This is a genomic window from Desulfosporosinus youngiae DSM 17734, from assembly GCF_000244895.1.
Lineage (GTDB): Bacteria > Bacillota > Desulfitobacteriia > Desulfitobacteriales > Desulfitobacteriaceae > Desulfosporosinus > Desulfosporosinus youngiae.
Genome location: NZ_CM001441.1, coordinates 2213036 through 2238207, shown reverse-complemented (window position 1 = coordinate 2238207; position 25172 = coordinate 2213036). Strand labels below are relative to the sequence as shown.

The window sequence follows — 25172 nt, the reverse complement described above, 5'->3', positions numbered from 1 at the left end:
AGAGCTTCCTAACCTATATTCTAGACTATGGCTATTGCTTTTTCATAAACAGTTTATTAACAAAGTATTAACTATTCCGTCTCTTGACTCTCCCGTAAGGGGAGCACTATATTGAGAGCATCAACCATAATGTCTGAGGAAAAGATTATTGTGAAGATAGGAAGTTGCCAAGGCGAACCAGGAGATCAGTGTGCTGTTCCAAAGTATTCTTTTGTCATGACGGCAAGTATAAAGGAATCCCAACAATAAAATTATATAGTTCTTCAGAAAAACTTTGCTAAAAAATAGGCAATTTAACATGTTAAAAATATGCTAAACTATTGCTATAAAAATTGGTAATTTCATCTTGAATCAGTTTAGAACCGGAAGATTTAACTTTGGCTATAACTTACACCTTTAAAGGATATTTGCGAACTAAAAACATAATTAGGAGGCTTAATAATGAAGGTATTAATTCTTACTGGAAGCCCCCATTCGCGGGGAACCACGGCCTTGCTGGCAGATGAGGTATGTGTAGGCGCGAAAGATACTGGTCACGAAGTTATTCGAATTGAAACTGCAAAATTAAATGTACACCCATGTCTCGGTTGCTATCATTGTCGTGATAACGATGGGCGATGTGTCTACGATGATGATATGACGCAAATATACCCACATATCTTGACGGCGGATGCGGTAGTGTTAGTAACACCACTCTATTATTTTGGCATGACAGCACAACTGAAACGTGTCATTGACCGTTTTTTCGCTATTAATCCGCTGCTGCGCAAAACCCCCAAACGACTTTATTTAATTGCTGCCTGTGGTGATAAGGATGACTGGGCTATGGATGCCTTAGTAATTCATTATCAAACCTTATGCCGTTACCTGAATTGGCAAGAAGGAGGAAAGGTTCTCGCTATCGGTGCATACACCAGAGAAGACCTGAAGGACAGTGATTACCCTAAGCTGGCAAGAGACTTGGGCATGGAACTATAAACACTAAGAATTCTGATATTACGTTATAAACATTTTTAAAACCATCTCTGGTTGTTATTTAATTTTTTAAAATAGCCGATTTAGCAATGCTAAAATCGGCTATTTTTGTGTTAATATTGGGATTTTTAATTTTCCACTCCAAGACTGTACCTCTATAAGTCTTCACTATCTGGTACCTTCACCGCAAAGTAGGCCCCTTCGAGGATTCTTGCCAAAACATTCAGCGGTGTGGTAGCCACTTCACGGTACATACGGTGTGTATATAAGTGACGAACGTTAGGAAACTCTTGCTTAAAGAGGCGCCGGGCCTTATCGCCGGCTTCATCGGCATCCAAGAGAACGCATACTTCATCCTCACTGTAAGCTGCTATTAACTCATCCAGCTTCTCTAATCCCAAGGTGCCATTCGTGCAAACAATCTCTACAGGTTCATCCAAAAGCTGGAGCAGCCGCTCTTTATCCGTTTTTCCTTCTACAATAATTACTCTCATATTCCACCCATACTTTCATACGTTTCTATCAGCGCTGCTTATCAATCTGGCGTCGTTTGTTGATGTTTATATTCGTAACTAGACTCTACTCTTTAGCATTGAAATATACAAGCGAACTAATTATTTATAGACCACTAAATCAAGAAGCCTAATTATGCTATTTAATTATAATGAATTTTAATTCATTTTTTTAGAGTTTACGGTGTAACTAGTATAGATTTTCCAATAGAAATATATTACATTACAAGTATACACCAATGAAGTTGATTGGAGGAACTAAAATGAGCTATGGAAAACACCTGGCCTATAGCAAGGATGGTAAGATCGGTATCATAACTCTGGATAATCCTAAAGGATTTAATTTAGTTGGCACTGAGTTTCTTAAGGAGTTGGAAGAGATCCAAAAGGAGATCAATGCTGACCAGGATTTAGGCGGAGTCCTGATAAACGCCAATGGAGATCATTTCTCAGCCGGAATTGACCTGAAATTTTTAAAGGGAGTCAGTTCTCAGTTTATAATGGATAACCTTGTCTGGCTGCAAAACCTCTACTCTTTCTGGCAAAAACTGCCCATCCCCGTAATTGCAGCCATAAACGGCTTTTGTTATGGTTCCGCTACAGAACTGATTCTAGGCTGTGATATTCGAATCGCGGCAGATAACGCTAGGTTTTCTATTCCTGAGGTGCGGTTTGGTTTAGCACCCGATATGGGAGGAACCACCCGCTTAACTCATCTGGTCGGTATTGGGCAGGCAAAGCGGCTGATTCTGGGGTGCGAAGAAATTGATGCAGAAGAAGCATTGCGGATTGGTTTGGTTGAAATAATGGTTAAAAAAGAAGAACTTAATGAACGCGCCATGAAACTTGCCAATAAAATGGCCGGTTTCCCACCGGCAGGAATACGCTTTGCCAAGAAAGGGATAAATTTAGCGAACGAAAGCAGTGTGGAAGCAGGCTTGCTATTTGAACAGGCACAATCAACCTATTGCTGCGGTACTGAAGATTTACGTGAAGCGGTTACCGCCTTTCTCGAAAAAAGAAGACCTGTTTTCAACGGGAGATAACTAATATACTCAAAGCCATCTCCCTGCATGGCTCCGACATAAAAGTACTCCCTACACAAGACATAGGAATGCTCCCCCTCAATAGGACAGATTTTATGATTTAATCTGTCCTATTGAGGGGGAGCATTCCATTTTTCAGTACGAGCTCTTTCTGCCTAACTAAAGGCTATACAACTGTCGATTTACCTATATCGGCTTGCTTTTGGGGATTAGATGCATTGGAATTTTTTTCGTCGATATCGCCATTGCGGACAAGTTTGGCGTACCAAAGACTGTGGCGATGTCTGACATACTCCCGGTCAATTAATCCAGTAAACATCCCGGGAATAAGCGGACGGTTTTCTTTGAGCAAAAAGGCCGCCAGGTGTCCGACAACTCCAAAAAATATCAAAACTGTACCAATATTATGCAAGGCAGTATTCCAATATAAAAGTGAGCTTGGCAGGTCAACGCCAGGAACATTCTTCAGGGTCTTAATCAAACCGGTGATAATCAATAGCAGGATACTAAACCCAATAAACAGATACGCAACCCGTTGTTCAGCCAGGTATTTATCCGAAGCAGGCTCTTTCCCCTTAGTAAACATAGCTTTAATGATCTGGTAAGATTCTTTCATATCTCCCTTACGCGGAAAAATATCAAACTCCCTGCGGACAAAGGCATTGACAATATGAAATGAAACGGCAAATAAGAGCGCAAGCGCAGCCAGATAATGAAGGTCAATCGTGATAAAGTAATTGCCGAGCCATTCCGCACCGGGTAATTTGGTCACATTATACCGGGTATACAGAGGAAGCTGGCCCAAACCCGTGATAATAAGCAACAAAACCGAGAGAGCTGTTGTCCAGTGAACAAACCGATTAGCAAGGTTTTGTCTCAATAGTTTACTTTGCTTTGGATTATTTGCCATCGTTATTCTCCCCTCCCTGTTCGTTCCCGTCATTCTGTACTTGTTTAGCTTTTTTACCTTTCATTGTTCTGTAAGCCGTCAAACCGGCAACTGCTGCTCCCGCAAACGGAGCCATAACCGCACTCAGGAACATTCCTTTTCCTGTAGAAAGGTAATTTTCGATATTTACAGGCATACCTGGCCGACCTGGAGCGGTATCCTTTTTACTCGTTTTATCCATTTTGATTCCTTCATCAATTATCTCAAACGGAACTGCAGACACATAGATGGTGGCAGTTCCTCCATTTTCTTTATCCCCATAGACATAGCCCTTGATCTCTTCCGCCTTTTGATAGGCCAGGGTTCTCACCTCTTCTCTTGGGCCAATCGAGATAGCCCCCTTGGGGCAAGCACTTACACAAGCGGGTTTTTTTCCCTCTGCCAACAGATCAACGCACAAATCACACTTATACATAACTCCGCCGCCGGCTAAATCCGGGGCAACATCCAGATAAAGTCCAACTCCGGCTTGGCGCTGAGGAATACCCCAAGGGCAGACATCACGACATTTTGCCCCGCCAAAGCATATTTCATCATCAATAGACACAGCTCCCGATGGGTCCTTGGTAATCGCACTGAAAGGACATAGTTTTGCACAAGTCGGATTATCACAATGCATACAGCGCCTTGGAACATAGACCTCTTGTTCCGTTCCATTATGCTGAACTTTTACATGATCAACAAACATCCAATTATAAGGTGTCAGCCGGCTTTTCAGACCTCGTTTGTCAGACCAATCTTCCACTTTATCCTGGGGCCAATACTTTTTTAAGGGCTTTTCCGGTTCAGGAAAACGCTCCTGATTATGCATCCGGCATGCTCCAACACAATATGGTGTTTCAAAATCTTTACAACCGTCACATTTTGTCAAATCAATCAAAGTACCTAACTTTCCACTACTCAGCCCCGCAGCCTGAACCGGCTTGTCGAGACCAGTTGCTGCCAATGCCCCAAGTAAGCCTGCTACAGTCGTTCGTTTAAAAAATGTCCTGCGAGATATATTATCATTCATTTTCATACCCCCTATACCCCCCGTGTGTATATGCTAGTTATATACATATCACAGATTATTGATATTTGCAAGAGTCAATTTCTGGAGAGGTGATAAGGGGAACGGTCCTTTTGTCACAAAGCAAAGAGGCACCCTATGGTACCCCCAAAACTTACTTTCTATTCTGAATAAAGAAAACTTGGCTGGAGCCAAGCCGCAGGCGCGGCGGCGGCCTTAGTTGCGCTTATGCTTAGAAAGTATAATAACGAAGTTTTATACTTTCTGGTAGTACGAAAAAGCGGGCCTATGGCCCGCCTTTTTAATGCTTATTAAAACGGCTTAAGAAGGTTTGTAACCGTTCACTTTCAGGATTTATAAAAATCTTCTTTGGCGGGCCTTGCTCAATAATCCGTCCCTGATCAAAGAACAAAACCCGGTCTGCTACATCTCTGGCAAAGTCCATTTCATGAGTAATTAGCAGCATAGCCATTTCCCCTTCTGCCGCAATAGCTTTTATTACTTCCAGAACTTCACCAACTAACTCAGGGTCCAGGGCTGAGGTGGGTTCATCAAAAAGCATCACCTTGGGGCGCATAACCAAAGCACGGGCAATGGCTACACGTTGTTTCTGCCCTCCGGACAACTGTGCGGGGTAAGCATCAATTTTCTCTGCGAGTCCGACTCGTTCCAACATGGTTATGGCCCGTTCTTTAGCCTCTTCCTTACTTAATCCCAGTACATTTCGCGGTGCTTCCATGACATTACGTAAAATTGTCATATGGGGAAAAAGATTGAAGTGTTGAAAGACCATACCGATATTCCCGCGTACTTGATGCAAGTGCTTCTCATTGGCTTTAACCAGTTTATTATTTACTCTTTGATGCCACAACAATTCCCCATTAACTTCGATTGTACCATCAGTTGGTTCTTCCAAGGTCATGAGCAAACGGGCCAAGGTGGTTTTTCCTGAGCCGCTGGGGCCAATAAGGGCGACTTTTTCACCAGGAGCAATATTAAGATCAATATTCTTCAACACGTGAAGATCGCCGTATGATTTGCAAACATTATTATAGGTAACAATTGGTTTTACAGTTGCCTTATGAACATCTTTATTCACTGTTTTAGTTGGCCCCTCATTATAGATTAATTTTAACGGTACACTCACACGATCAATCCCTTCATTATTTATTTAATCTAAGCCGATTTGAGATTCAGACGAACTTCTAAGCGCCTCACCATAAGCGAGGATGAATAACTTAGTATCAAGAACATCACTCCAACTATCGTAAACGCTTCTAAATAGCGGAATGAGTGGGAACCAAGCATCTTAGCTGTTTGCATTATCTCAACAAGTGTGATCGCTGAGAGTACTGGAGTTTCTTTGAACATAGTTATTAGATAGTTTCCCAATACTGGTATGACTGGCGGAATTGATTGAGGCAGAATAATTTTCCGCCAAGTATCAAGGGGTGAAAAATTCAGTGCTTTAGCAGCTTCCCACTGCCCTGGCGGAATTGACTCAATCCCGCCCCGGTATACCTCTGACAGATAGGTACTGTAGTGCAGCCCTAAACCAATAACTCCAGCAACAAATGGAGACAGAGATAAACCGTGCTCAGGCAGAACATAAAAAATAAAATACAATTGGACTAAAAGAGGTGTGTTTCTAACAAACTCCACGAATCCTTGGGCAAATAGAGATAGGGGTTTAAAGTTTGATCTGCGGGCGAGAGTTAAAATCAAGCCTACTACTAATGCTACAGCAAAAGCTACAAATGTAGCTGAGACAGTAATTTTTAAGGCAGAGAGAATCTCTGGCAAAATCATGAACGTATAATCCCAGCTCCACATATTAATACCTCCCCGCGGATAACCTATGCTCAATCCACCGTATCCCTCGGGTAAAGGGCAGGGAGATGACGAAATAGATTATTAATAACACAGAAAAAATTTCTGTGGGACGCATAATTGAGGAATTGAGAACCGTCGCTACAAATGTCAAATCAGAAAGTGTTACCAAGGAAACGAGTGCAGTGCCTTTCAACATCTCGATAATTAGATTCCCAAAGGCTGGAAGCATCATCACTAAGGCCTGGGGCAAGATAACAAGACGAGTTCTTTGCCAAGGGGTCATATTAAGGGCAATTGCGGCTTCGGTTTGTCCTTTAGGCACCGAGATAATTGTACTGCGGACTATTTCAGAGCCATAGGCCCCGGCATTGAGTGACAAAGCCAGTACGCCTGCAACCATTTTGGGCAGCATAATACCGAACAAGGGCAAGGCAAAGTAGATCCAAAAGAGTTGTACAAACAATGATGTCCCTCTAAAAACCTCGACATAGGTAGTAGCCAGGAACCGGATTGCACTATATTTGGATAGCCGGCCAAACCCCGCCGTAAAGGCAAGGAAAAAAGCGATAATAGCTGAAAACAGGGTTAATTCAATCGTAATTTTGGCCCCCTCCCAGAAAGAAGGGAGAATATCAAACCACATAGGTTTACATCGACTCCTTTCGGAAAGGTATTATATTTTTAATCACCGGAACTTGCTGATAAATTTAAATTTAGCTTACTACTTACTTAATTCTTCGGCTGTTTTATCCCCTGGAAGCTCTTGTTCTGTAAATCCAAAGGGAGCGATGATCTTCAGCAGCTCACCGGACTCCTTGAGTTTTTGGAGTTCAGTGTTAAAGGCCTCGCGGAAATCCTTATCTTCTTTACGGAAAGCTGTTGCACCATAACCAACAGCTTCTTTGCCGTCGATCATCGGTTGCGCAAAATCCATGACTCGTTCCAAATCCGGGTTGTTGGCTGTTTCGAGAGTGGCCTGGACAGAAGGACCGGTGGCCGTGAGGGCATCCGCCCGTCCGGATTGGAGAGCTGACAAAGCAGCAGGCATATCAGGTACAGTCATGATTTGCTTCAGCGGAACTCCGGATTTCAGAAGATAATCATACTCAATTGCTCCTCCGGGGACTGCAATTGTTGCTTCCGGATTAGCCGCAATATCTTTGTAGCTATGGAGATTCAAAGGATTTCCCTTTTTAACAGCAATACTTTCTCCAATGCGGTACTCAGGATTAGCAAAATCGACTTCTTTAGCCCGCTCAGGATTAATAAACATACCCGCGGTAATCATGTCAAAGCGCTTAGCTTTAAGTCCGGGAATCAGAGAAGCAAATTCTGTTAATTCCCCTTTCATTTCGTTGATACCCATATTTTTCAGGACCGTTCTGGCAACCTCTACCGCCTCTCCGGTAAGCTGTCCGTCCGGGGTTTGATAAGCATAGGGCTTTTCATTGGCAAATCCGACAACGACATACCCTCTTTCTTTAGCAGTTGCCAAAGTGGATTTAGTCTCACTGTTCGTCTCTGCTGCACCGCACCCGGCTAATCCTAAAATGGACAATGTCACCAGCACAGCCAAAAATCCTTTAAATCGTTTCATCATAATCTCCTTCCAAAATAAATGTTTTTTCTGCTCTTTCCAAGAGCACAGTATGGCAAAAGGGTAAAACAAAAGAGAACCTTTAGGGTTCCCAAAAGAAAAAACGAATGTAACGATGATGTTTCAAACCTCTTGCGAAGTTTACGATATGCCTAAGTTGGGAGACACGCCCAAGGATTACCAACACTGCATAGGCCACAGGTAAGCGGGTCCCTCGTTTTCCTTTTGGGAAATTCAGCCTTAAGCCAAACAATATTTTACTGACAACCCAATGATAACAGATAAGTTGTCTGGCTGTCAAGGTAAATCCTTCTGGGATAACCTCTATACCAAGGCCCGCAACATGATGTTTGTTCCTTTTCAGCTAAGAACTTACATGGTTTAAAAGCATGAAAAGTAGACGCCCATGCTGCTGACGCGGCACCAGCGGAGGATGAAAATGGGGTCGCTCCCGGGTCGGGCAGATTCGCCCACATCCGCTCACCGCAGCATTCCGAGGCTCGCCCACTCACCGGTGCGGGACTCCGCCAAACCTCCGGGTAATACCTGATGTGAACCCGTGGCTCCGTCTCCCCGCACCGTCTTGTGGGCTTTAACCACCTCTTCATGCCATGGGTTCGCTTCTGTGGGCGAATCTGCCCTGCTTACGGGTCTGGGGATTCTTCTGCATGTCTTTAGGGTCTTTAATTTTTCAGGGTAGACGCCTATGCTGCTGCCGCAGCACCATCAGAAGATGAAAAAGATTCCACGAAGCCTTACCAGCCTCCCCCCAAAGTTCTGCTTGCATTCCCAACAAACTGGCTGAAGGAGCGCTTATCTGCTAAGCGGATGCGTCAGTGGAGCCGCGCTAAGGCGAGCGCAGACGGTTCGCGTCCCCGTAGCGCGCCGCAGGTTCACATGCGACGGAACACGATGTTCCTAGTGCCGCATGCGCCACGGATGGCATAGCATGCGGCCAGAAATACCCAGAGGTTCGGACGCGCTCGCGAACCGTCCAGCGAGCCAGCGGCGGAACTCGCAGACGCGTGCAGACCGAAGACACTGTCTTCGCACGGGTTAACACAGCAGACAAGCGCTCCGCCCCAGAGCCAGGCAGTAGAACCGACCTCCTGTCTAACCCAGGAGGCTTTTTTCAGGGTAGTAGCCCTTCATGCCTCTGCTGCGGCACCATCAGGTGATGAAAACGAGAGTCTTCTTTTTCAGAATAGATTGTTCTCATGCGGCTTGCTGCACCAATCGCGATAATTAGCCACAGATCGAAAATTATCCCAAAGAAAAAAAGTCTTAGGCATTCTTCAATGAAAATGCCTAAGACTTTTTAATTTAGACGGGGTTTTTATCTTAGTGAATTGAGAGGATTTACAGTTTCCCCATTGATAATCACTTCAAAGTGCAGATGTGACCCGGTCGAGCGACCCGTCGATCCCACTAAGCCAATCGTCTGGCCTTTGGACACACTTTGTCCGCCGGAAACCAGAAGTTTACTGGAATGAGCATAGCGGGTCATGATTCCATTGCCATGATCGATGAGAATTGCGTATCCATAGTTACCGTTATAGCCGGCACTTACAACTTTACCGGAAGCTGCGGCTACGTATGGATCACCCTTATCACCATCAATATCAATTCCTGTATGGAATTCTGAACCGCGATAACCATAATAAGAATTTATTCTTCCGCTTAATGGCCAGGACAGCCCGGAAGCAATTCTGCCGCTTCCGCGGGAATAGGCAACTGTAACCTTGGCCTGCGGTCCTTTGGCAATTACTTGGTCAACAGCCTTTTTTAAAATTTTTTCATCCTTAACAGTTTGAGACAATATCTTATCATTCTTTTGGACGTATGAATATTGAACTTCTTTTTGTCCGTCATTTCCCGCTTGTTTAACTTTCGATTGTCCGCTGGGAAGACTTGTGTCGGTTTCCGTGACTACATCAAAAGGAATCGTTTCAGTTTCTGTGCGAACACCTTCACTTACCACCGTTATATAGGGCTCTAGCTTTTCTAAGATAATTTTTTCACCAGGTTTAAGAATTGTATCTTCATTTGTCCCCGGATTGCCGGCTAGGACTTCTTTTGTCTTCATATCGTTTTTCCGCGCTATGAGCCACCAAGAATCGTTTTCCTGAATGGTATATTCTATTTTATGCAAATTACCCTGTTTTAGCTTTTCTAAAGCCTGCTCATAGGAAAGAGCTTGTTCCAGCGGGACTTCCACCGGCTGAGTTTCTACCTCATCTTCAAATCTAACCGATGTTACTTGATTTTTATCACTAGGCTGGGCATAAAACTCTTGAAAATCCTTGAGTAATTTCTCCCCATCCTCTGCTTTAGCCAAAACAAAGATCGGCTCTTTATTAACCGTTAACATGACCCCATCAGCATAGTAAGAAATATCCTCTGCTAACTCTTCCTTAGAAAGGGGCTGATACTCTGAGTTCTTAATTCGGATGGAGGAGTATGTAATACCATCATGGGTCTTAGCTGCAATACCCCATGGAGCCCCTTTTTCAGCAAGGATCTGATCGATCATCTCCACTGCTTGGTTTTTACTGGCGACTAGTCCGATCTTTTCTCCGTTTACGACAACATAGACAGCTGAGGTTGTCGAATTAAGATAAACTATTCCACTCCCCATCAAGAGCATAAGTGCGATCGATCCACCTATGACTTTTGGAGATTTCCATGACATAGTCTTGTTTGTGAATATCTTAGCTTTTAGAATTTCGAGATATTCCTTCATGAGTAGACCAACCTTTTTCATAGAACCCCCCTTAAATTTAATCTCTTTCATAAACCAGTTTTGTTTGAACCAAACCAAAAAGAAGTGTTTTTTTGCGCTTATCCTCTATCATTTTCTATTATTCTGCTATTGTTGTCAACCTTATGAAGAAATCTAAACATAATTTCGTTATCATAGGCAGTGTTAAGCATTCTTTAAGATTCTACAGCTAAAAGAGACCAGCCGTTTTTATAAAGCTTCTCACTTAGCTTAGAATCCGTGATGCTGAAGACGACTTGTCTGGAAAGTGACAATTTCTGAAGATAGCCGGCCACTTCTAACCAAAACCTTTGATCCTCTTCCTTTATTTTTCCCACTGAGAAAAGCAAGGGCACCTCCGTGTTGACATGAAGTGCTAATTGCGCTACGGCCATACGATAGGAAAAATAGGCCCTTCTCGAGATCGTCTCTCTGTCTGTAGTTAGGGCTGGCACCAAGAAACACTGCTCGTAAATCCACTGTTTTTCTTCGCTAAGTCTCTTTGCGTGTTTTGTTTGCCATTCCTGCCAGGATAATTCTAAGATAACCTGAACATCCTCTAAGGCATGGCGTAAATCTTCATAGGATAACCACTGACGTTTCATATCCTCTATTTCTTTTTCGAGAACAGACAAGGAGGTACCTTTCCGGTTGTTCTGAAGACGTTGTTTCAAAACAACTAAGTTTTGCCGGATTTCCGCTTGTTCTTTATCCCATGCCGACATTTCAGCCAGCCTTTCTTCGTCCGTAAGGCGTTTTTCACGTTCCAATTCCGCTAATGGTTCTAAAGAATTGCTGAGTTGTACCATATCCCGATCACCGAGCAAACTATAAAACCTCTCTGTAAACTCTGAGATTTCCTTTTTCGCCTCATCTCTTTCTTGAAGTTGATGGGCAATTTTAAGAACGGCTTCCAACGCTTCCTCTCTGACTTCGGCCAGTACCCCCCAACTCTTTAATTTATCACGCAATACTTCCGAGCAGGCGGCAAGCTTTTCTTCCAGAATCGATTGTTGTTTCAGTTCAGCATTTAACTCATTAAGCTCCGCGGTCAGCTGCTGTTTTTTTCGTTGATAATCTTGCCATCCGTTTAGCCATTCCGATAAATCTGCCGCCTGAACTGCACTAAAAGCATGTTTTAAGCGTTCATTACGCGAATTTACAATCCGGATTAAATGACTCTCTTGACTCACTTCTTTTTGCAGTTTTTCTAGCTTATCCTTCATTCTTTCCAGGCTCTCTTTTTGGTCAGCATATTGCTTAAGCTGACTCGTAAACTCCTGGTAGTTCCTCACCTGGTACTGCTCATAGTAATTAAGCAGATAAGAGGATAATCTCTCTGCGATACTTTTAACCCCTAACCGCTTACGCAGCGTCCGGTCTAAAGTGCCGCCGACTTTAGAGTCCCGCCACATTTCCAATTGCTTTTCTTTCTGAGCAATCCTGATCATATCGGCCTCTGTTACGCCAGCCATCACAGCCAGATTTTCAAAACGGGATTGTTCTTGATTGTATAAATTTCTGAGTTTGTCAAGTTCTCCTTTTTCAACGAGAAGCTTATTCAGCTTCTCCTGAGCCTTGTCTCTTTCTTCTTCCGCTCTCTTCAGCAGCACATCCTCGTTATCTGATAATCCCTCGTATCCCGATGCTTGGAGCAGGTTTTGAGTGTTAAGTATTTGGCTTGAGCACGCTTGAATTTTAGCCGCCGAGGAGCTTAAGTTTTTCTGAAAGCACCCCCACTCCAGGCACTCTTCACGTAACCCCTCAATGACCGCATTATCCAAAACCGTATCTGAGGAAATCTCCGTTAAACTAGCTTCTAAGCTTTGTAAACGTTCTTCCAGACAGGTTATCTCGTCTTGAAGCTGGCGCAGCTCCCGGTAATCAGGATTTTGCGAAAGCAGCTCTAAACGTTTCTGCAGGCTGGCAGCTGAAGCTATCTTTTCGGATAGAATTAGTTCCTGTTCTTTTAAGTTTTTTAGTTCAATCTGAAGTAAACGTTCATCATCCTGATGCCGGTGAGCTGTCTCCCAATTAAGCCTTAGAGTATCATACTCGGCCTTCACCAGAGCCATTTTCTCCTTTTGGTCCTGGAGTTTCATTTGTGCCCCGGCAATAGAAGCCTGGACTTTTTTAAAAGAAAGTCCCTCATCCCCTCCTTGGGACAAATTATGGATGCGCCGGACAAGAGAATCATAATGATCAATTTCAGGCCATTCCACAAGCCCTCCTTGCTGAAAAGCCTGAAGCTGAGCTTTATATAAATAATCTCCAATCTTCATCCTTTCCGGCAGACCAACAATCTGGCCTGTTTCATCGATTAGGGTAGTAAACTGCTCTAATTCGTGATTCCTTTTCCTGATTTCATGACGGATATGATAACCTGTGTCAAAAGGACCGTCCCCCCGGCAGGTTAGCCACACTTCGGCTGCAGCCTTTGGAATCTGTTCCTTCGGTAATGGCAATTCCTGATCATAAAATAGGGTCAGCAGTACATCCCCAAACAACCTCTGATCGCTTTTGTTCTGGAATAAAAGCAACACAGGGCCTGAGGGAAATATCCAGTCGACATCCCCCAGACCCCATAAATTATTGATTCTGATGCGTTCAATCCTCATCGAATACCCGTCCCTGCTCCAGCGCTGTCAGTCCGATTTTTTGCACAAACTCCCAGTATTTCTTACTCTCAGAATCATCGGCATTCACTAAGCGCTCTTGTAATTTATCCATAAATATCTGAGCTTGAGTAGGATAGCCCAAATCTTTTTTTGCCGTTACTCCCGGTGATCTTAATAGTGAGTGAGTTTTCTCATCCAGGGTGAGAACTTCCAGGAAACGAAACTCAGTCTTTAAACGTTTTTGTAAAAATTGAGCATTCTCTTGCAGGTTTAATAAGGTTCCTGTCAGATTGACTCTGAACAGATCCTTCTGACGTCCTTCCGGGCTGGTTTCGGCCAGTAATTTTTCGAGAATCCCCTCCATAGTATCCTCAGGCTGGACCGCTAAATCGATTTCAATATAAGACCGTTGTCCCAATTCCCGAAATTCAAATTGAGAAGAATCTTTGTTAACTTCCCCTATTATCACACCATGGGAACCGCCATGATGAAAACTTCTGGCTTCAACCGCACCGCAATCCGCCCAGTAGGTTTCCCCGCTCTTTTGAATGCCGCTCCAAGTATCACCATGTCCCAAAGCTAAGTAATCCAAGCCGCTGAACGCAATATTCTTCTCAGTATCTGCTTCAGCATGGAGAAGCAACAGCTGAAGAGCACCATCATCCGGCGCCCGAAAATCATCCAAAAAAGGAGTTGCCTGATGATAGGCTGTCCATGCCGCACCGGAAACAGTGGCATTAAGGTCAGGTATGCCGACACTTTTAACCCCACTGGAGAATATGTGCACATTGCCCGGCCAAGCCGTCAGGCGGTAAGCAGACGTCATAACCAGCGGATCCCGCTTACCCGGAGTAATAAAAATCCGGATACCTTCCAATTGGCCTAATGACTGCGCTACCCGCTCGACAGTTTCTCTGCGTACATAGTCTTGTTCAAATAGATCACCGGTTATAAAGAGAACATCAATCCTTTCCGTTCGGCAGAGCGAGAGGACGGTTTGGAAGGTCTGCCACAAATCTTGATTTCGGATTGATGTCCACTCCGCCGGTCCATCCCACACAGGACTATCAAAGAGAAAGCCGGCACATTGTAAGAAACGTACACACGAAGCCACTTTTTCACCTCATCCGCAACTCTCAGCAAAGCTGAATCCCCAGCCTTCGCTATCACACATAGACTCAACGCAGCTCGGCACTGTTGTTTAAGTCTACTTTGAAGTACTCACCTTTTTTCATCATATAATGCCCGGAGGCGTATGGCTCCCCTTCGATAGTTATATAAACCTTGTCAACCCCATAATAGTTTCCCAGGGTATTAGTGATGCTCTGCAAAATCATGGTCTCATAACCGGAGCCGGCGTTCATTTCGCTTACAAAGTCTTTGGTAAAATCTACATAGACCATGTTGTCCTTATTCAAATATAAACTTTTAATCTTAACATCAGGACCCAGCACCTTCGATATGTCTCCTTTAGGCAATTCCTTAAATGCTTTCTCAACGACAGCTTTGGTCAGATCATTCGTCCCCATAGAGAGGGTCTTATCGACATAATAGAGCTTATCCTCATTGACATTGGGATAAAAGAATTTTACGGTTTGAGTTAAGGGAACATTGTTCTCAACTTTGCTTAAAGAAGAGGTAACAACCATTCCGTTTGAAGTAAAAATAGATTTTACGAGACCAATATTTGGGGCATAATAATCCTGAGTTTTATCGTCTTTTCCTTCAGTGGTAACCTCCAATGCTTTATACGTGCCTGAAGGAGTTTTTACGTCTGCCTCAACATTGGTAATTGACCGTTTTCTGCCATCTGTCAGTGTCCAGGAAGTTCCTACCGTAAGTGGTTCCTTCAATAAAATTTCGTTTTTATTAGCCGGGCTTTGGATCAGATTCTCGCGAAAATAGGTTTCCTCCCTTGAAAATAACAGGGTCAGCTCCCCATCCTTGTTTTCCAGCACCTTCACCATTTCAGTTCCGCCGTTATTCGATCGTATCTGAACACGATTATTTTCGCTGTAATCAACGTAAAGGTTGTAAGAAGCATATTCATTCCCTTCCCCTGCAAACACATAGTTTGTGTTCTCTTTAAAGGAATAATCCTGAATGCTGAGTGGCTGCGCTGTTTCTTGTGGTTTTAAATCCTCAACCGGTGGTTTATTATCCTTCTTATTAGCACAACCATTTAAAAGAATCAGTGTAAATAATAAGGTTATAACAAAAAGTATCTTTTTCAACGCTACCCCTCCTTATGGTTATTAGCCTTAGTATAGCACTTCTTAGATTAATTACCCAGTCAATAAAACCTTAAAAAAAACAACTTATGTTTAATTATGAGAATAAAGTAAAGTCTGTGAAGGTTAGGCAGGAATCCTGCAGATGATAGTCGAATAGATTTTGAAATGAGCGAAGGAGGAATGCAAGGTGGTTGTACTCATCTTGTCACTGATATGTTCCCTTCTTATTGCAGTCTTTGCTGTACAAAATGCAACTTTAGTTACGATCCAGCTTCTTTGGATTACCAAAGAAGTTCCTTTAGTCCTGGTAATCTTAGGATCTGCCTTTGCCGGAGCTTTAATCATGCTTCTCTTGGCCATCTGGCGGGAACTAAGACTAAAACTCAGGTCTAAGCAGCACCCGAAGGATGAACCTTTGACAAAGGATCTTACTGCCCAATCCAACGTTTCAGCCTCAAATCAATCAGACGATTAATCCGGAATATCAATATTGACAAACTAAACGAGACAGCGCCCTATTAACAAAGGGTTCTGTCTCGCTTATTTGTCCCTTGCTCATACTTCTATCGAATAAGCGGCGGATGGATTAGGCTTTGCCTCCCTTATTGATTTATCACTGTTGACAGTGCGGACAAAAAAATGCGTTTCTACCCCCCACTTCAGTCTTTTGAATGGTCTCTTGGCAAACCAAACAGGGTTTCCCGGCCCGATCATATACTTTGAAATAGGCATTATATCCCCCTGTGAAATCGTCCCAGGCCGCAAAGGGTTCTTCCATGTCCCCGCCCAGGCGGATTGAATCTTTAATAATGCTCACTAAGGAATTAAAGAGCGTTACTTTTTCATTAGAACTTAGTTGAGAAATCAAGCGCGTCGGCAAAACGCCCGCGCTAAATAATGCTTCATTAGAGTAGGCATTTCCCACTCCGGAGATATTTTTAGGATTCATCAGCCACGGTTTGATCATTCCCCGTTTTCTCTCAAGTAATTGAGAAAAATCCTGGGCACTAACCTTTGAATCTAATGGATCTTTGCCTAATTCCCGTAATTTCCTCTCAAGCTGCTCCTGTCCAAGGTAGTGCAAATAGCCAAGTGTAAGACTGCAGAAAAAGAGCACCGAACCATCTGATAAACCGAAAACCACGCTTGCCCTTCCCGGCAGCATTTTTAATTTCTGTTTTAAATCCTCGGCACTGCTTTCTAAAATCTCAGACTGTAATGTCATGGGCTGGCTTACGTCACTCTCTTGTTCCAACATAGTTTCTGAATCAGTTGTCAAGAGAAAGAGTCTGCCATCCAGCATCATATGGGTCAGGAGAAAGTGACCGTCATTGAGATGAAAGACGAGGTATTTACCTCGCCGTGAAATGCCGTCGATTTTTTTACCCATCACTGCCCGGCAAAATTCCGAACTTTCCAGGTTAACACTTTTAGCCCGCAAAACATTAACCTTATTGATATGTTTATCCTTAACCCACTGGTTCAAATAGTTCTTATAGATCTCCATTTCAGGAACTTCAGGCATAAAGTCCTCAATCCCCTTTCACCTCTGGTGCTTATTATAATTCCCCGGGTTATGAGGATTAATTCACTTAACGCTTAATCCTGTTCAAAGGGTATTTTTAGGAAGATCCTTAAATCATGCAGGGCCGTCTGAGCCATTAATTTATACCCTTCAAGACTGGGGTGTGCTTCATCCGCAAAAAATCTGGCCTCCTCACCGGCTTCAATGGACTCCAGAAACGGAGTATAGAAATCTATGGTTAATAGGTTTTTCAGTTTCCCATAGTCTATTAACCAATTTCGATATTGCGAAAGATACATTTCTTCTTCCGGCTCCAGGAGAGGAATGGGCAAGCCCAAGATGGGGGTAATCCCCTCGTCCCGGCATATTTTTACCATCACTTCGAAATTATGGCTGACACTTTGTAATGGATAGTTTGCATAGGCATCATTGGTTCCTCCCAGGATAATAGCATGACTTGGATTGAAGGAAACTACATCCCGTCGGAAGCGATCACGTATGTTCTGTGTTAAATCCCCGTTTATCCCTTTATTAATGACCTGAAAGGGAAATTCCTGAGAGATATAGGTCACCCAGGACTCCTTTTTTGTATAGGGAAATCCCTCCGTGATAGAATCCCCGATGGCCACTAGTTTAGTCGTCCTTTTCATAGTCCGGATCATTGACTCCTTCCAGCCCTATGCTGATGATTGGGCACTCACACCATTAATCTCTTGGGTAAAGATCCATGACTGATCTTTCATATTTCTTCCTTTTATAATAACTTTGTTTCCCATAACTTCAACATATAAGCCTTTTATAAAAGGCTCTCTCGTTCTGCTCTGCTCTTGAGCGTGCCGTACAATGGTGTAATGTATGGCACCTGTATGAACCTTGGTAAAAGGCTGGTTTAAGACAACACTTTTCTCTGTCAAATCAGCATGGGTATGGGATGAGAATAGTATAACCTCCGGATATTGAGCTAAGATTTTTCTAATCTCTTCACTCTGATCAGATCCAACCCACCCGCTGCTAGGATTACTATTCAGAGGCTGATGAAGAAAGACAAAGATTGGCTTGCCCGGTACATAGTTCTCAGCCAGTTTTCCGGTCAGCCACTTCCGCTGTTCATCAGAAATATAGGCTCTTATCGAATCAAGGGTTTGAGAATTTCCATCTTCTGACCCTAAAGATATGAAATGGTATCCATTGACCCAAGTGTCATGATAGACCTTATCCACATCAGCAAATTCCAGATAACGGTTTATAAAGTCCCTGACATCCTGAGGACTGTTTATTTCTATATCATAGTTGAAAAACTCATGATTTCCTATGTTTTTGATGATCGTTTTCGGCAGCATGGAATTAGTTTTAAGCAGCGTCTTTTCCAGGGCATCATATTGCTTCTTAATCCCTTGATCGACAGTATCTCCATTGAATATCAGGGCATTCAACTCCGGGTTGATAGTATGGAGATCTCTAATCGCTTTCTCAAGACTGTCCGTATTGGCATGAACATCTCCTATAACTGCAAAAACGAGACTATAGGAAGATGCTTGTGAGTTGGCGGCCTTGTCAGGGGGTACGAACGTTTCATTATTAAATAGAGACAGCCCGGATACAATCATAATACAAAGCAACAATAAAAGTCTTCTCATTATCCATCTCCATTCTTAACAACCTGCAGCGAACGCAGTGCATTTGCCGGAACATTTAAGAGCCTGGGCAGCTGATCCGATCCTTTAACCCTACAGAGCTCGCAAAACCAGCTGTGTGAACTCTGTAAAGCCGGTTAAGATGATCATTGACCTTAACCGGCACTGGAGTTAGTTATCAAGCCACGCTTAAAAACCTATTGAACATACGTACTATTCTATGCGCACTGCTGTACCTGAAGCACTGACCATTAACATACTGCCGCTTTGGCCGACTACCTCATAATCCAGATCAATTCCTACGACCGCGTTAGCCCCTAAGCGTAGGGCTCGTTCCTCTAATTCCTGCAAAGCTACTTGCCGGGCTTGTTGTAATTTTTCTTCATACGCACCGGAACGCCCGCCAATAATATCCGTAATACTGGCAAAAATATCCCGCATAATGTTAGCGCCCATAATAGCTTCCCCGGTAATGACACCGAAATAGGATGTGATTTTTCGACCCTCGATTGACGGCGTGGTTGTTAGGATCATGTTTTTTACCCCCTATTTTTTCAATACTCTTTTTGATTATAGTCGATATTCCATCTATTAACAATCAATAGGCTTCCCCATTTAGCTTGTAAAAATTATAGATATTAACCGCAAAAACCATAAAGCAACTGGAATATTGTAAACTGCGCGGAAGTGAATAATGAACCTATTAAGAGCAGTCGAAATAAATTAATCGGCAAAACTATTCCATTCTGAAGAGTGCTATGGGGATCATAATACAATATGGAAGGAGTGTCCCTGAGTAAGACACTCCTTCCATATTTGATGGGTTGACATTATTAATAAAGTTGCCTAGATACTTTAAAAACTGAGTCTGTAAGTTTAGATTTAATGAACCAAAAACTCCCTTACATCATCGAGGGCTTTTCTTAAACCTTCGATTGCTTCCGGACTCATTCTTCCGGAGCTGCGCATCCGTTCAATTAGCTCATCAGGACTGATCCCCTGCATTTTCATAGTTGTAATGATTTCTTGCTCATCCTTGGTCAAATCTTCCCATTTTCTCACAAGTCAACACCTCCGCTAATTTAAAACAGCTCACTGTTTAGTCTATAGCATTTGACTTGCGGCATTTTTTATGTATAAGCAAGCACCTAACTCTGACTAATTACCAGGGGCATCTGTCCTGACACAGCAAGGGCCAGCCTTCTTTCTACTGCACTCCAATTAACAATCTGCCACCAGGACCATACATAATCTTTACGTTTCCATAGATAATCCAGATAATAAGCATGCTCCCAGACATCCATGACCAGCAGCGGGATACCGCCTGCCTGAAAGCAATTCTGATGTTTCTCAACAGCCAGGATTTCTAGGCGTCCCCAGCCGGGCTGCCAAACTAATACACTCCAGCCCGACCCTTCCACATTTATAGCAGCCTCACTGAACTGTTCCTGAAAGGAAATAAAGCTGCCGAACGAATCAAGGATAAACTTATGAGTCTGAGACCCCGGAGTTTCCCAGCGATTCCCCATGGGAGCCATTGAGGTCCAATAAATGCTGTGCAGAATATGACCGGAACCATGAAAAGCAATTTCCCGCTCCCAATGCTTGATCAGGCTGTAATCTCTTTTATGCCGTGCTTCAGCGAGCTTAAGCTCCGCTTTATTCAGACCTTCTACATAGGATTTATGATGCTGATTATGGTGAATTTCCAGCAATCCGGCACTGATAACAGGCTGAAGCGCCTGGTATGAATAAGGTAATCCCGGTAATCTGTGCTGTCCGATAGGAACCCTTAAGTACTGCATAATACAACCCCCTCCAATTCATAGAATCTGTAATAAACTATCTTATTCCAGCTAAGGTCATAGGTGAAAATTCTTTGAAAAGAAGGGGGTAAAGGTTCCCGGAGTTTACATAACCCGTTTTTGCGGTAAAAAATTATACATCCTCAGGGCTGCTGTGACGACAAAAAGTACTAAACCGAAGGGTAAAAGGGCGACGGCATATTCAATTAATGTTGGAGTGTAGTTCCATGAACTTACAAAGACCGGCATGCCTTCCCGAAGCTGACCAACTGCCACGGGATATGCCCAACTTTCTATCCCCGCTCCCGGAATAGCTAAAGAAAGGGGAATAGCATTAAAAGCCGGGAACATCAGCATCAAGCGGTGGGCAAATACTCCGATAAACAGGAGCAGACTTCCCATGATCAGGGACCGGTAACTATACTTATCCTTCTTGATAAAAAAGAACATCATGGTGAAGGCCGGCAGCAGTAATTCTGTGGCGTAGAGAAATCCGTAGTGCCCGAAAAGAAGAGACAGGATTTCCCTTCCCTCAGGGTTCCCCCACCAGCCATGGGTGATTAAATCCATAGAAACGAAGAAAAAATGCACCACTAAGGACCCTGAGATAATTAATGCCATGGTTTGAAACGCTCCCTTATACTCTTCAAACTGTTCTTTTCCTACGGCCAGCAGAGCAATTACCAGAACCAGGGCCGTACCGGAGGCAACCGCCACTGAAACAAAGTCCGGAGGCAGCACCGCTGTGTTCCACCACCCACGGGATGCCTGGGTTGCAAAGATCAGCGCTGTTACTGTGTGAATTAAAATGGCCACGGGTAAGCCGACCAGCGCTACGCGCTTTGACCATTTTTTGGAGAACTGGTTGACATAGTCTTGGGAGTGTGTTTTAGTCCACCCATTGAGAAGCCCTCGTCCCTCCTCTTTCCAATCCGGCAAAAGCTGAACATAGACGCTTAAGAACGTAATAAGAAGGTAAGCTGAGATAACAATAACATCCCAAACCAAAGGGGATTTAAAATTCGGGTAAACAAAGATATTCCAAACCCGATCCACCCGGCCCATATCCGGCAGAATCATGGCCCCGGCACCCAGAATACTGGCAAAGGCTGAGAGAGATGCGATGCGGGTAAATGGTTTAAGCTTTTCAATATTAAAGAGATAAACCGAAGAGGATATAATTAGTCCCCCGGCCGCTACCCCTACAAAAAAGGCAAAGGTTGCAATATATAAACCCCAGCTGAATGAATTTCGTAAATTTGTGACGATTAAACCGTTATTCACTTGATAAATCCAAGCCGAAAGACTCACCAGAATGATGGCTGCGGCCAGGCCCAATAGTAAACTGCTCTTTTTCATCGACTCCACCTCCTTAGCGTATCGGTTTCGCGGGGGCCAGATAGAATACTTTGGGCGAAGTGCCCAATTCCTCTTTCAAGCGAAAGGTTGGCCGTTTTTTGATCAGTTGACTGACCTCTGAGGCTGGATCATCAAGATCTCCAAAAATCCGAACCTTCCCCGGACAACCCTGAACACAGGCCGGTTCTTCCCCTCTGGAAGTGTATTGGGCACAGAAGGTACATTTTTCTGCAACTCCGACCGGCCGATTCGGGGTGAATACCAGCCTGCCGTCTTTATCCCGGAAATCAGCGGGGTAGCCATATTCATAGTCCTTTTTATATCCCACCCTGTTTTTGGCCTTTTTCGGATCTTCCCAGTTATATTGGCGGACTCCATAGGGACAGGCTGCAATACAGTACCGGCACCCTATACAGCGCTCATAATCGATCAGCACCACACCCCGTTCATCCGTATAGGTAGCCCCTGATGGACAAACTTTTTGGCAGGCGGGATTATCGCACATCTGACAAGAAACAGGCAGATAGTCCATTTGCATGGCTCCGTTTTTTCCGACGGCGGCTTGATGAAATGAAGCCCCAGGCGTGAAAACCCTATTCCACCAAGTCCCGGGCGGCTGAGCATTGTGGGATTTGCAGGCCACCGCACAGGACCGGCAGCCGATACAGCGGTCTAAGTCAATCACCATTCCTAATCTCATTGACTATCCCCCACCTTTCTTACATCACAAAGGCATTCATTCCAAGCCGTGTTTGGCGACCACATTCCCGGAACAAAATATAGTTCATGAGTGGATTTAATAAAGGGATAGGTTAAGGAGTTGTAGGATGCCCCGGTTAAATAACGGCTCCACCATCCTTGCTCAAAGACTGCTTGTTTTCTGCCGACCCCCGGATCGATAATCGCATAAGCCGTAACTGTCCCGCGGTCATTATAGATTTCGACCTGATCCCCTTCTTGAATCCCCTTTTCCCGGCCATCTTCGGGATTAAGCCAAACTCTCGGCTTTCCCTCTTGAAGTTCATTCAGCCAAACATTATTAGAATGTGTGGAATGCACCCGGTAAATGGCATTCCGGGTAACGTAGCAGAATTGATACTTTGCCCGGACTTCAGGATTTAAAGCATACTCACTCTCCTCAAAGGGAGGTTTATGCACGGGTAAGGCCTCACCCGCCTGAAGCATGAGATCTTCGTCTTTGTAGAATTCTATCCTCCCGCTCTTCACGAATTGTGCGGTTTGCTCAAGTTTAGCGGGCAGACTGACCGGCGGAAACGGCTTTTTATGCTGGACCTGTTCGTAGAAGGGTATCTGCCGTCCTCCGGGGACTTCGGACTTCAAGCGTACCGGACCTTTTTTAAGTTGTTCCAGAGTAATACCGGCGACCTCAGGTCCCCCTGTATGGAGTAAAAGCTCAATAACCTTTTCCGCCGCCTGATTAGGCTCCAGGTCCGGGTAAAAGTATTTTTCAAAATCCGGATTGAGACGTCTGGCCAGTTCCCGTACAATCCAAAACTCTGGTTTTCCCTCATAAAGGGGGGCGACCGCCGGCTGCTGGAGTTGAAGGTAGGGGTGAACCGGAGTAGCCACCAGATCCGTTTTTTCATACCAAGACACCGCAGGTAAAACCACATGGCTATACTGACAGGTCGTAGTCATTTGAAAATCTGTGGTCACAACCAATTCCAAATCCTCATTTTCTACCATTTCACGCAGCTTATTAGACATGTTGTGCTGATCAATGGGATTTCCCCACCCTATTACCAGGGCTTTAATACCATTAGCAGGCCACTTGGCTTGCATGGTTTTGGTGGGACCGTGCAGAACATAGAGAAATGGCAGCCAATTTTGCTTTTTGCCTTCCGGAACCCACCATTCTGCAACCTTGAAGCGGATTCTGTACTGACCTGCATATGTAGAAATTCCCGCACCGGGCTGTCCGATATTTCCAGTGAGAACCGGCAGCAAAGCTAAAGCTCTCCCCTTTAGATCCCCATGATACCACTGATAATTACCTGCTCCATAGATGACATGAAGCGGTTTCGTTCCCGCCATTTCACGAGCGATACGGACCAGATCATCTTTGGGGATCTCTGTTAATTTTTCAATCTCTTCCGGAGTGTATTGGGCGAGACTTTCTCTTAGTAATTGGAAGGCAGGTTTGACTTTTACCACTTCTCCTGTTTTAAGAGCAACATCCAGTTCACCCTCAATTCTTATATCTGCGGGCAGGTCAAGTCTTTCCGGATGTACTGCCATAAACTGTCCGTTATAAGCAACATAAGCTTCCCGGTAAACCGGAATATCAGATGGTTTAACAAGACCTTTGACCTCATCAGCCTTTAAACGTTTGCCATTATCGACGCGTACAAGAAGCGGAAGATCTGTGAAGGTTTTAATGAAGTCAGAATCGTATAGAGTCTCTTCGATCAGCACCCGGGCCAACCCTAAGGCAACCGCAGCGTCACTGCTGGGTTTAATCTTAATCCATTCATCCGCTTTTGCTGCTGTAGGGCTGAAGTTAGGATCAAAAACCGAGATCTTGGCACCGCGATTCCTCCCTTCAAGGAGAAAGTGGGCATCAGGTATCCGGGTTGCTAAGATATTCGAGCCAAAAATCATGACATAGCGGGAGTTATGCCATTCCCGAGGCTCAAGTTCTTCACTTTGGACCCCAAAGGTCATTGGCCAAAACATGGGCAAGTCTCCGTTTTGATCGTAGGCATGATGCAAGGTCCAGCCGGCTAAGGTCGCTAAGCGGCTGACTGCCCCTTTTTGCACATACCCGGTCCCCCCCACCTGAAAAAGCACACCGATGGATTCCGGACCATACTTGCCGGCAATTTCCTTCAATCTTCCGGCAGTATAATCCAAGGCTTCAGGCCAGGAAGTCTCCTTAAAATCACCTGAACCGGGTTTTCCATTTAGTATAAGGGGCTTCTGCAGCCGGTCCGGACCATAGATCAGGTTCGTCATGGAAAGCCCTTTCAGACACCCCCGCGGATTATAGTCAGCCTCAGGATAATCGGCGGCTTGAATAATTGACTTAACCTGACCGTCTTCGACAAGGGCATTCATTCCACAGGCCCCGGTACAGTTGGGAGAACAGGTGGTGCGCACATAGTTTATCTGAGGGCCGCTTTGCTTGGGCGCAGCCCCTGCTCGTTGAATCAGGGAAGCAGTGCCGATCGTCCCTGCGAAAGCTCCGGCAGCCGCTGTCCCTTTAAGAAATTGCCGGCGGGAAAGCTTCGGAATCCTGATTTCCATTTTCGAACACCTCCTACTTATTTCCGACACGCCACAGCGATTAACTTC

Annotated in this window: 23 protein-coding genes; 3 read left to right on the top strand and 20 right to left on the bottom strand. The window is 44.3% G+C overall.

Annotated elements, in window-relative coordinates; all coding sequences use genetic code 11:
• Positions 1-441: 441 nt before the first annotated feature.
• Positions 442-978 (top strand): flavodoxin family protein, encoded by a 537-nt coding sequence (locus tag DESYODRAFT_RS10470; protein WP_007782767.1) that lies wholly within the window; start codon positions 442-444, stop codon positions 976-978.
• Positions 979-1130: 152 nt separating this feature from the next.
• Here DESYODRAFT_RS10470 and DESYODRAFT_RS10465 read toward each other — a convergent pair whose 3' ends face one another.
• Positions 1131-1469, bottom strand: coding sequence for a toprim domain-containing protein (locus DESYODRAFT_RS10465; RefSeq protein ID WP_007782764.1), 339 nt, complete (start codon positions 1467-1469; stop codon positions 1131-1133).
• 281 nt (positions 1470-1750) lie between these two features.
• On the opposite strand from DESYODRAFT_RS10465, the gene DESYODRAFT_RS10460 reads away from it, so the two are divergent.
• Positions 1751-2533: an enoyl-CoA hydratase/isomerase family protein gene (locus tag DESYODRAFT_RS10460; RefSeq protein WP_007782761.1), complete on the top strand. Its 783-nt coding sequence runs from the start codon at positions 1751-1753 to the stop codon at positions 2531-2533.
• A gap of 166 nt (positions 2534-2699) precedes the next feature.
• Here DESYODRAFT_RS10460 and DESYODRAFT_RS10455 read toward each other — a convergent pair whose 3' ends face one another.
• From DESYODRAFT_RS10455 to DESYODRAFT_RS10410, 10 genes are all read right to left on the bottom strand, one after another.
• Positions 2700-3443: a cytochrome b/b6 domain-containing protein gene (locus DESYODRAFT_RS10455; protein WP_007782759.1), complete on the bottom strand. Its 744-nt coding sequence runs from the start codon at positions 3441-3443 to the stop codon at positions 2700-2702.
• Entirely contained in the window at positions 3433-4494 is a 1062-nt protein-coding gene (locus DESYODRAFT_RS10450) for a 4Fe-4S dicluster domain-containing protein (protein WP_007782756.1), read from the bottom strand. The genes DESYODRAFT_RS10455 and DESYODRAFT_RS10450 overlap by 11 nt, the downstream gene beginning before the upstream one ends.
• Before the next feature lie 298 nt (positions 4495-4792).
• Complete coding sequence (ehuA, locus tag DESYODRAFT_RS10445) at positions 4793-5590, bottom strand: ectoine/hydroxyectoine ABC transporter ATP-binding protein EhuA (protein ID WP_427854324.1); 798 nt, start codon at positions 5588-5590, stop codon at positions 4793-4795.
• A gap of 77 nt (positions 5591-5667) precedes the next feature.
• The gene (ehuD, locus tag DESYODRAFT_RS10440) at positions 5668-6324 is read right to left on the bottom strand and encodes an ectoine/hydroxyectoine ABC transporter permease subunit EhuD (protein ID WP_007782750.1); all 657 of its coding nucleotides are present in this window, start codon (positions 6322-6324) and stop codon (positions 5668-5670) included.
• 1 nt (position 6325) lies between these two features.
• Positions 6326-6967, bottom strand: a complete 642-nt coding sequence (gene ehuC / locus DESYODRAFT_RS10435) for an ectoine/hydroxyectoine ABC transporter permease subunit EhuC (protein ID WP_007782748.1) — start codon at positions 6965-6967, stop codon at positions 6326-6328.
• Between the two features lie 78 nt (positions 6968-7045).
• Entirely contained in the window at positions 7046-7921 is an 876-nt protein-coding gene (ehuB, locus tag DESYODRAFT_RS10430) for an ectoine/hydroxyectoine ABC transporter substrate-binding protein EhuB (RefSeq protein ID WP_007782745.1), read from the bottom strand.
• Positions 7922-9257: 1336 nt separating this feature from the next.
• Positions 9258-10685, bottom strand: a complete 1428-nt coding sequence (locus DESYODRAFT_RS10425) for a peptidoglycan DD-metalloendopeptidase family protein (protein WP_007782743.1) — start codon at positions 10683-10685, stop codon at positions 9258-9260.
• A 173-nt stretch (positions 10686-10858) separates the two neighbouring features.
• Positions 10859-13300 carry an ATP-binding protein gene (locus tag DESYODRAFT_RS10420; RefSeq protein WP_007782739.1) on the bottom strand — a complete coding sequence of 814 codons (2442 nt, stop codon included), beginning with the start codon at positions 13298-13300 and terminating at the stop codon, positions 10859-10861.
• Positions 13290-14414, bottom strand: a complete 1125-nt coding sequence (locus DESYODRAFT_RS10415) for a metallophosphoesterase family protein (protein ID WP_007782736.1) — start codon at positions 14412-14414, stop codon at positions 13290-13292. Before DESYODRAFT_RS10415 ends, DESYODRAFT_RS10420 begins: the two co-directional genes overlap by 11 nt.
• A 64-nt stretch (positions 14415-14478) precedes the next feature.
• Positions 14479-15534 (bottom strand): GerMN domain-containing protein, encoded by a 1056-nt coding sequence (locus DESYODRAFT_RS10410; RefSeq protein WP_007782735.1) that lies wholly within the window; start codon positions 15532-15534, stop codon positions 14479-14481.
• Between the two features lie 187 nt (positions 15535-15721).
• Between DESYODRAFT_RS10410 and DESYODRAFT_RS10405 the strand changes: the two genes are divergently transcribed.
• Positions 15722-16009 carry a LapA family protein gene (locus tag DESYODRAFT_RS10405; RefSeq protein ID WP_007782733.1) on the top strand — a complete coding sequence of 96 codons (288 nt, stop codon included), beginning with the start codon at positions 15722-15724 and terminating at the stop codon, positions 16007-16009.
• Positions 16010-16147: 138 nt separating this feature from the next.
• On the opposite strand, the gene DESYODRAFT_RS10400 is transcribed toward DESYODRAFT_RS10405, so the two are convergent.
• The 9 genes from DESYODRAFT_RS10400 to DESYODRAFT_RS10360 all read right to left on the bottom strand — a co-directional run bounded on the left by DESYODRAFT_RS10400 (position 16148) and on the right by DESYODRAFT_RS10360 (position 25124).
• Entirely contained in the window at positions 16148-17059 is a 912-nt protein-coding gene (locus DESYODRAFT_RS10400) for an Fpg/Nei family DNA glycosylase (RefSeq protein WP_007782730.1), read from the bottom strand.
• Between the two features lie 74 nt (positions 17060-17133).
• Positions 17134-17709 (bottom strand): GDSL-type esterase/lipase family protein, encoded by a 576-nt coding sequence (locus tag DESYODRAFT_RS10395; RefSeq protein WP_007782728.1) that lies wholly within the window; start codon positions 17707-17709, stop codon positions 17134-17136.
• A 27-nt stretch (positions 17710-17736) separates the two neighbouring features.
• Entirely contained in the window at positions 17737-18696 is a 960-nt protein-coding gene (locus DESYODRAFT_RS10390) for a metallophosphoesterase family protein (RefSeq protein ID WP_007782725.1), read from the bottom strand.
• Between the two features lie 210 nt (positions 18697-18906).
• Entirely contained in the window at positions 18907-19227 is a 321-nt protein-coding gene (locus DESYODRAFT_RS10385; RefSeq protein ID WP_007782723.1) for a heavy metal-binding domain-containing protein, read from the bottom strand.
• A gap of 348 nt (positions 19228-19575) precedes the next feature.
• Complete coding sequence (locus DESYODRAFT_RS10380) at positions 19576-19755, bottom strand: hypothetical protein (protein WP_007782720.1); 180 nt, start codon at positions 19753-19755, stop codon at positions 19576-19578.
• Between the two features lie 86 nt (positions 19756-19841).
• Complete coding sequence (locus DESYODRAFT_RS10375) at positions 19842-20498, bottom strand: superoxide dismutase (protein WP_007782717.1); 657 nt, start codon at positions 20496-20498, stop codon at positions 19842-19844.
• 105 nt (positions 20499-20603) lie between these two features.
• A complete protein-coding gene (gene nrfD, locus DESYODRAFT_RS10370; protein WP_007782715.1) occupies positions 20604-21857 on the bottom strand; it encodes an NrfD/PsrC family molybdoenzyme membrane anchor subunit in 1254 nt (417 codons plus the stop codon).
• 13 nt (positions 21858-21870) lie between these two features.
• On the bottom strand, positions 21871-22557 hold the full coding sequence (locus tag DESYODRAFT_RS10365) for a 4Fe-4S dicluster domain-containing protein (protein ID WP_007782711.1): 687 nt from the start codon (positions 22555-22557) through the stop codon (positions 21871-21873).
• Entirely contained in the window at positions 22554-25124 is a 2571-nt protein-coding gene (locus DESYODRAFT_RS10360) for a molybdopterin-dependent oxidoreductase (RefSeq protein WP_007782709.1), read from the bottom strand. Before DESYODRAFT_RS10360 ends, DESYODRAFT_RS10365 begins: the two co-directional genes overlap by 4 nt.
• Positions 25125-25172 lie beyond the last annotated feature (48 nt).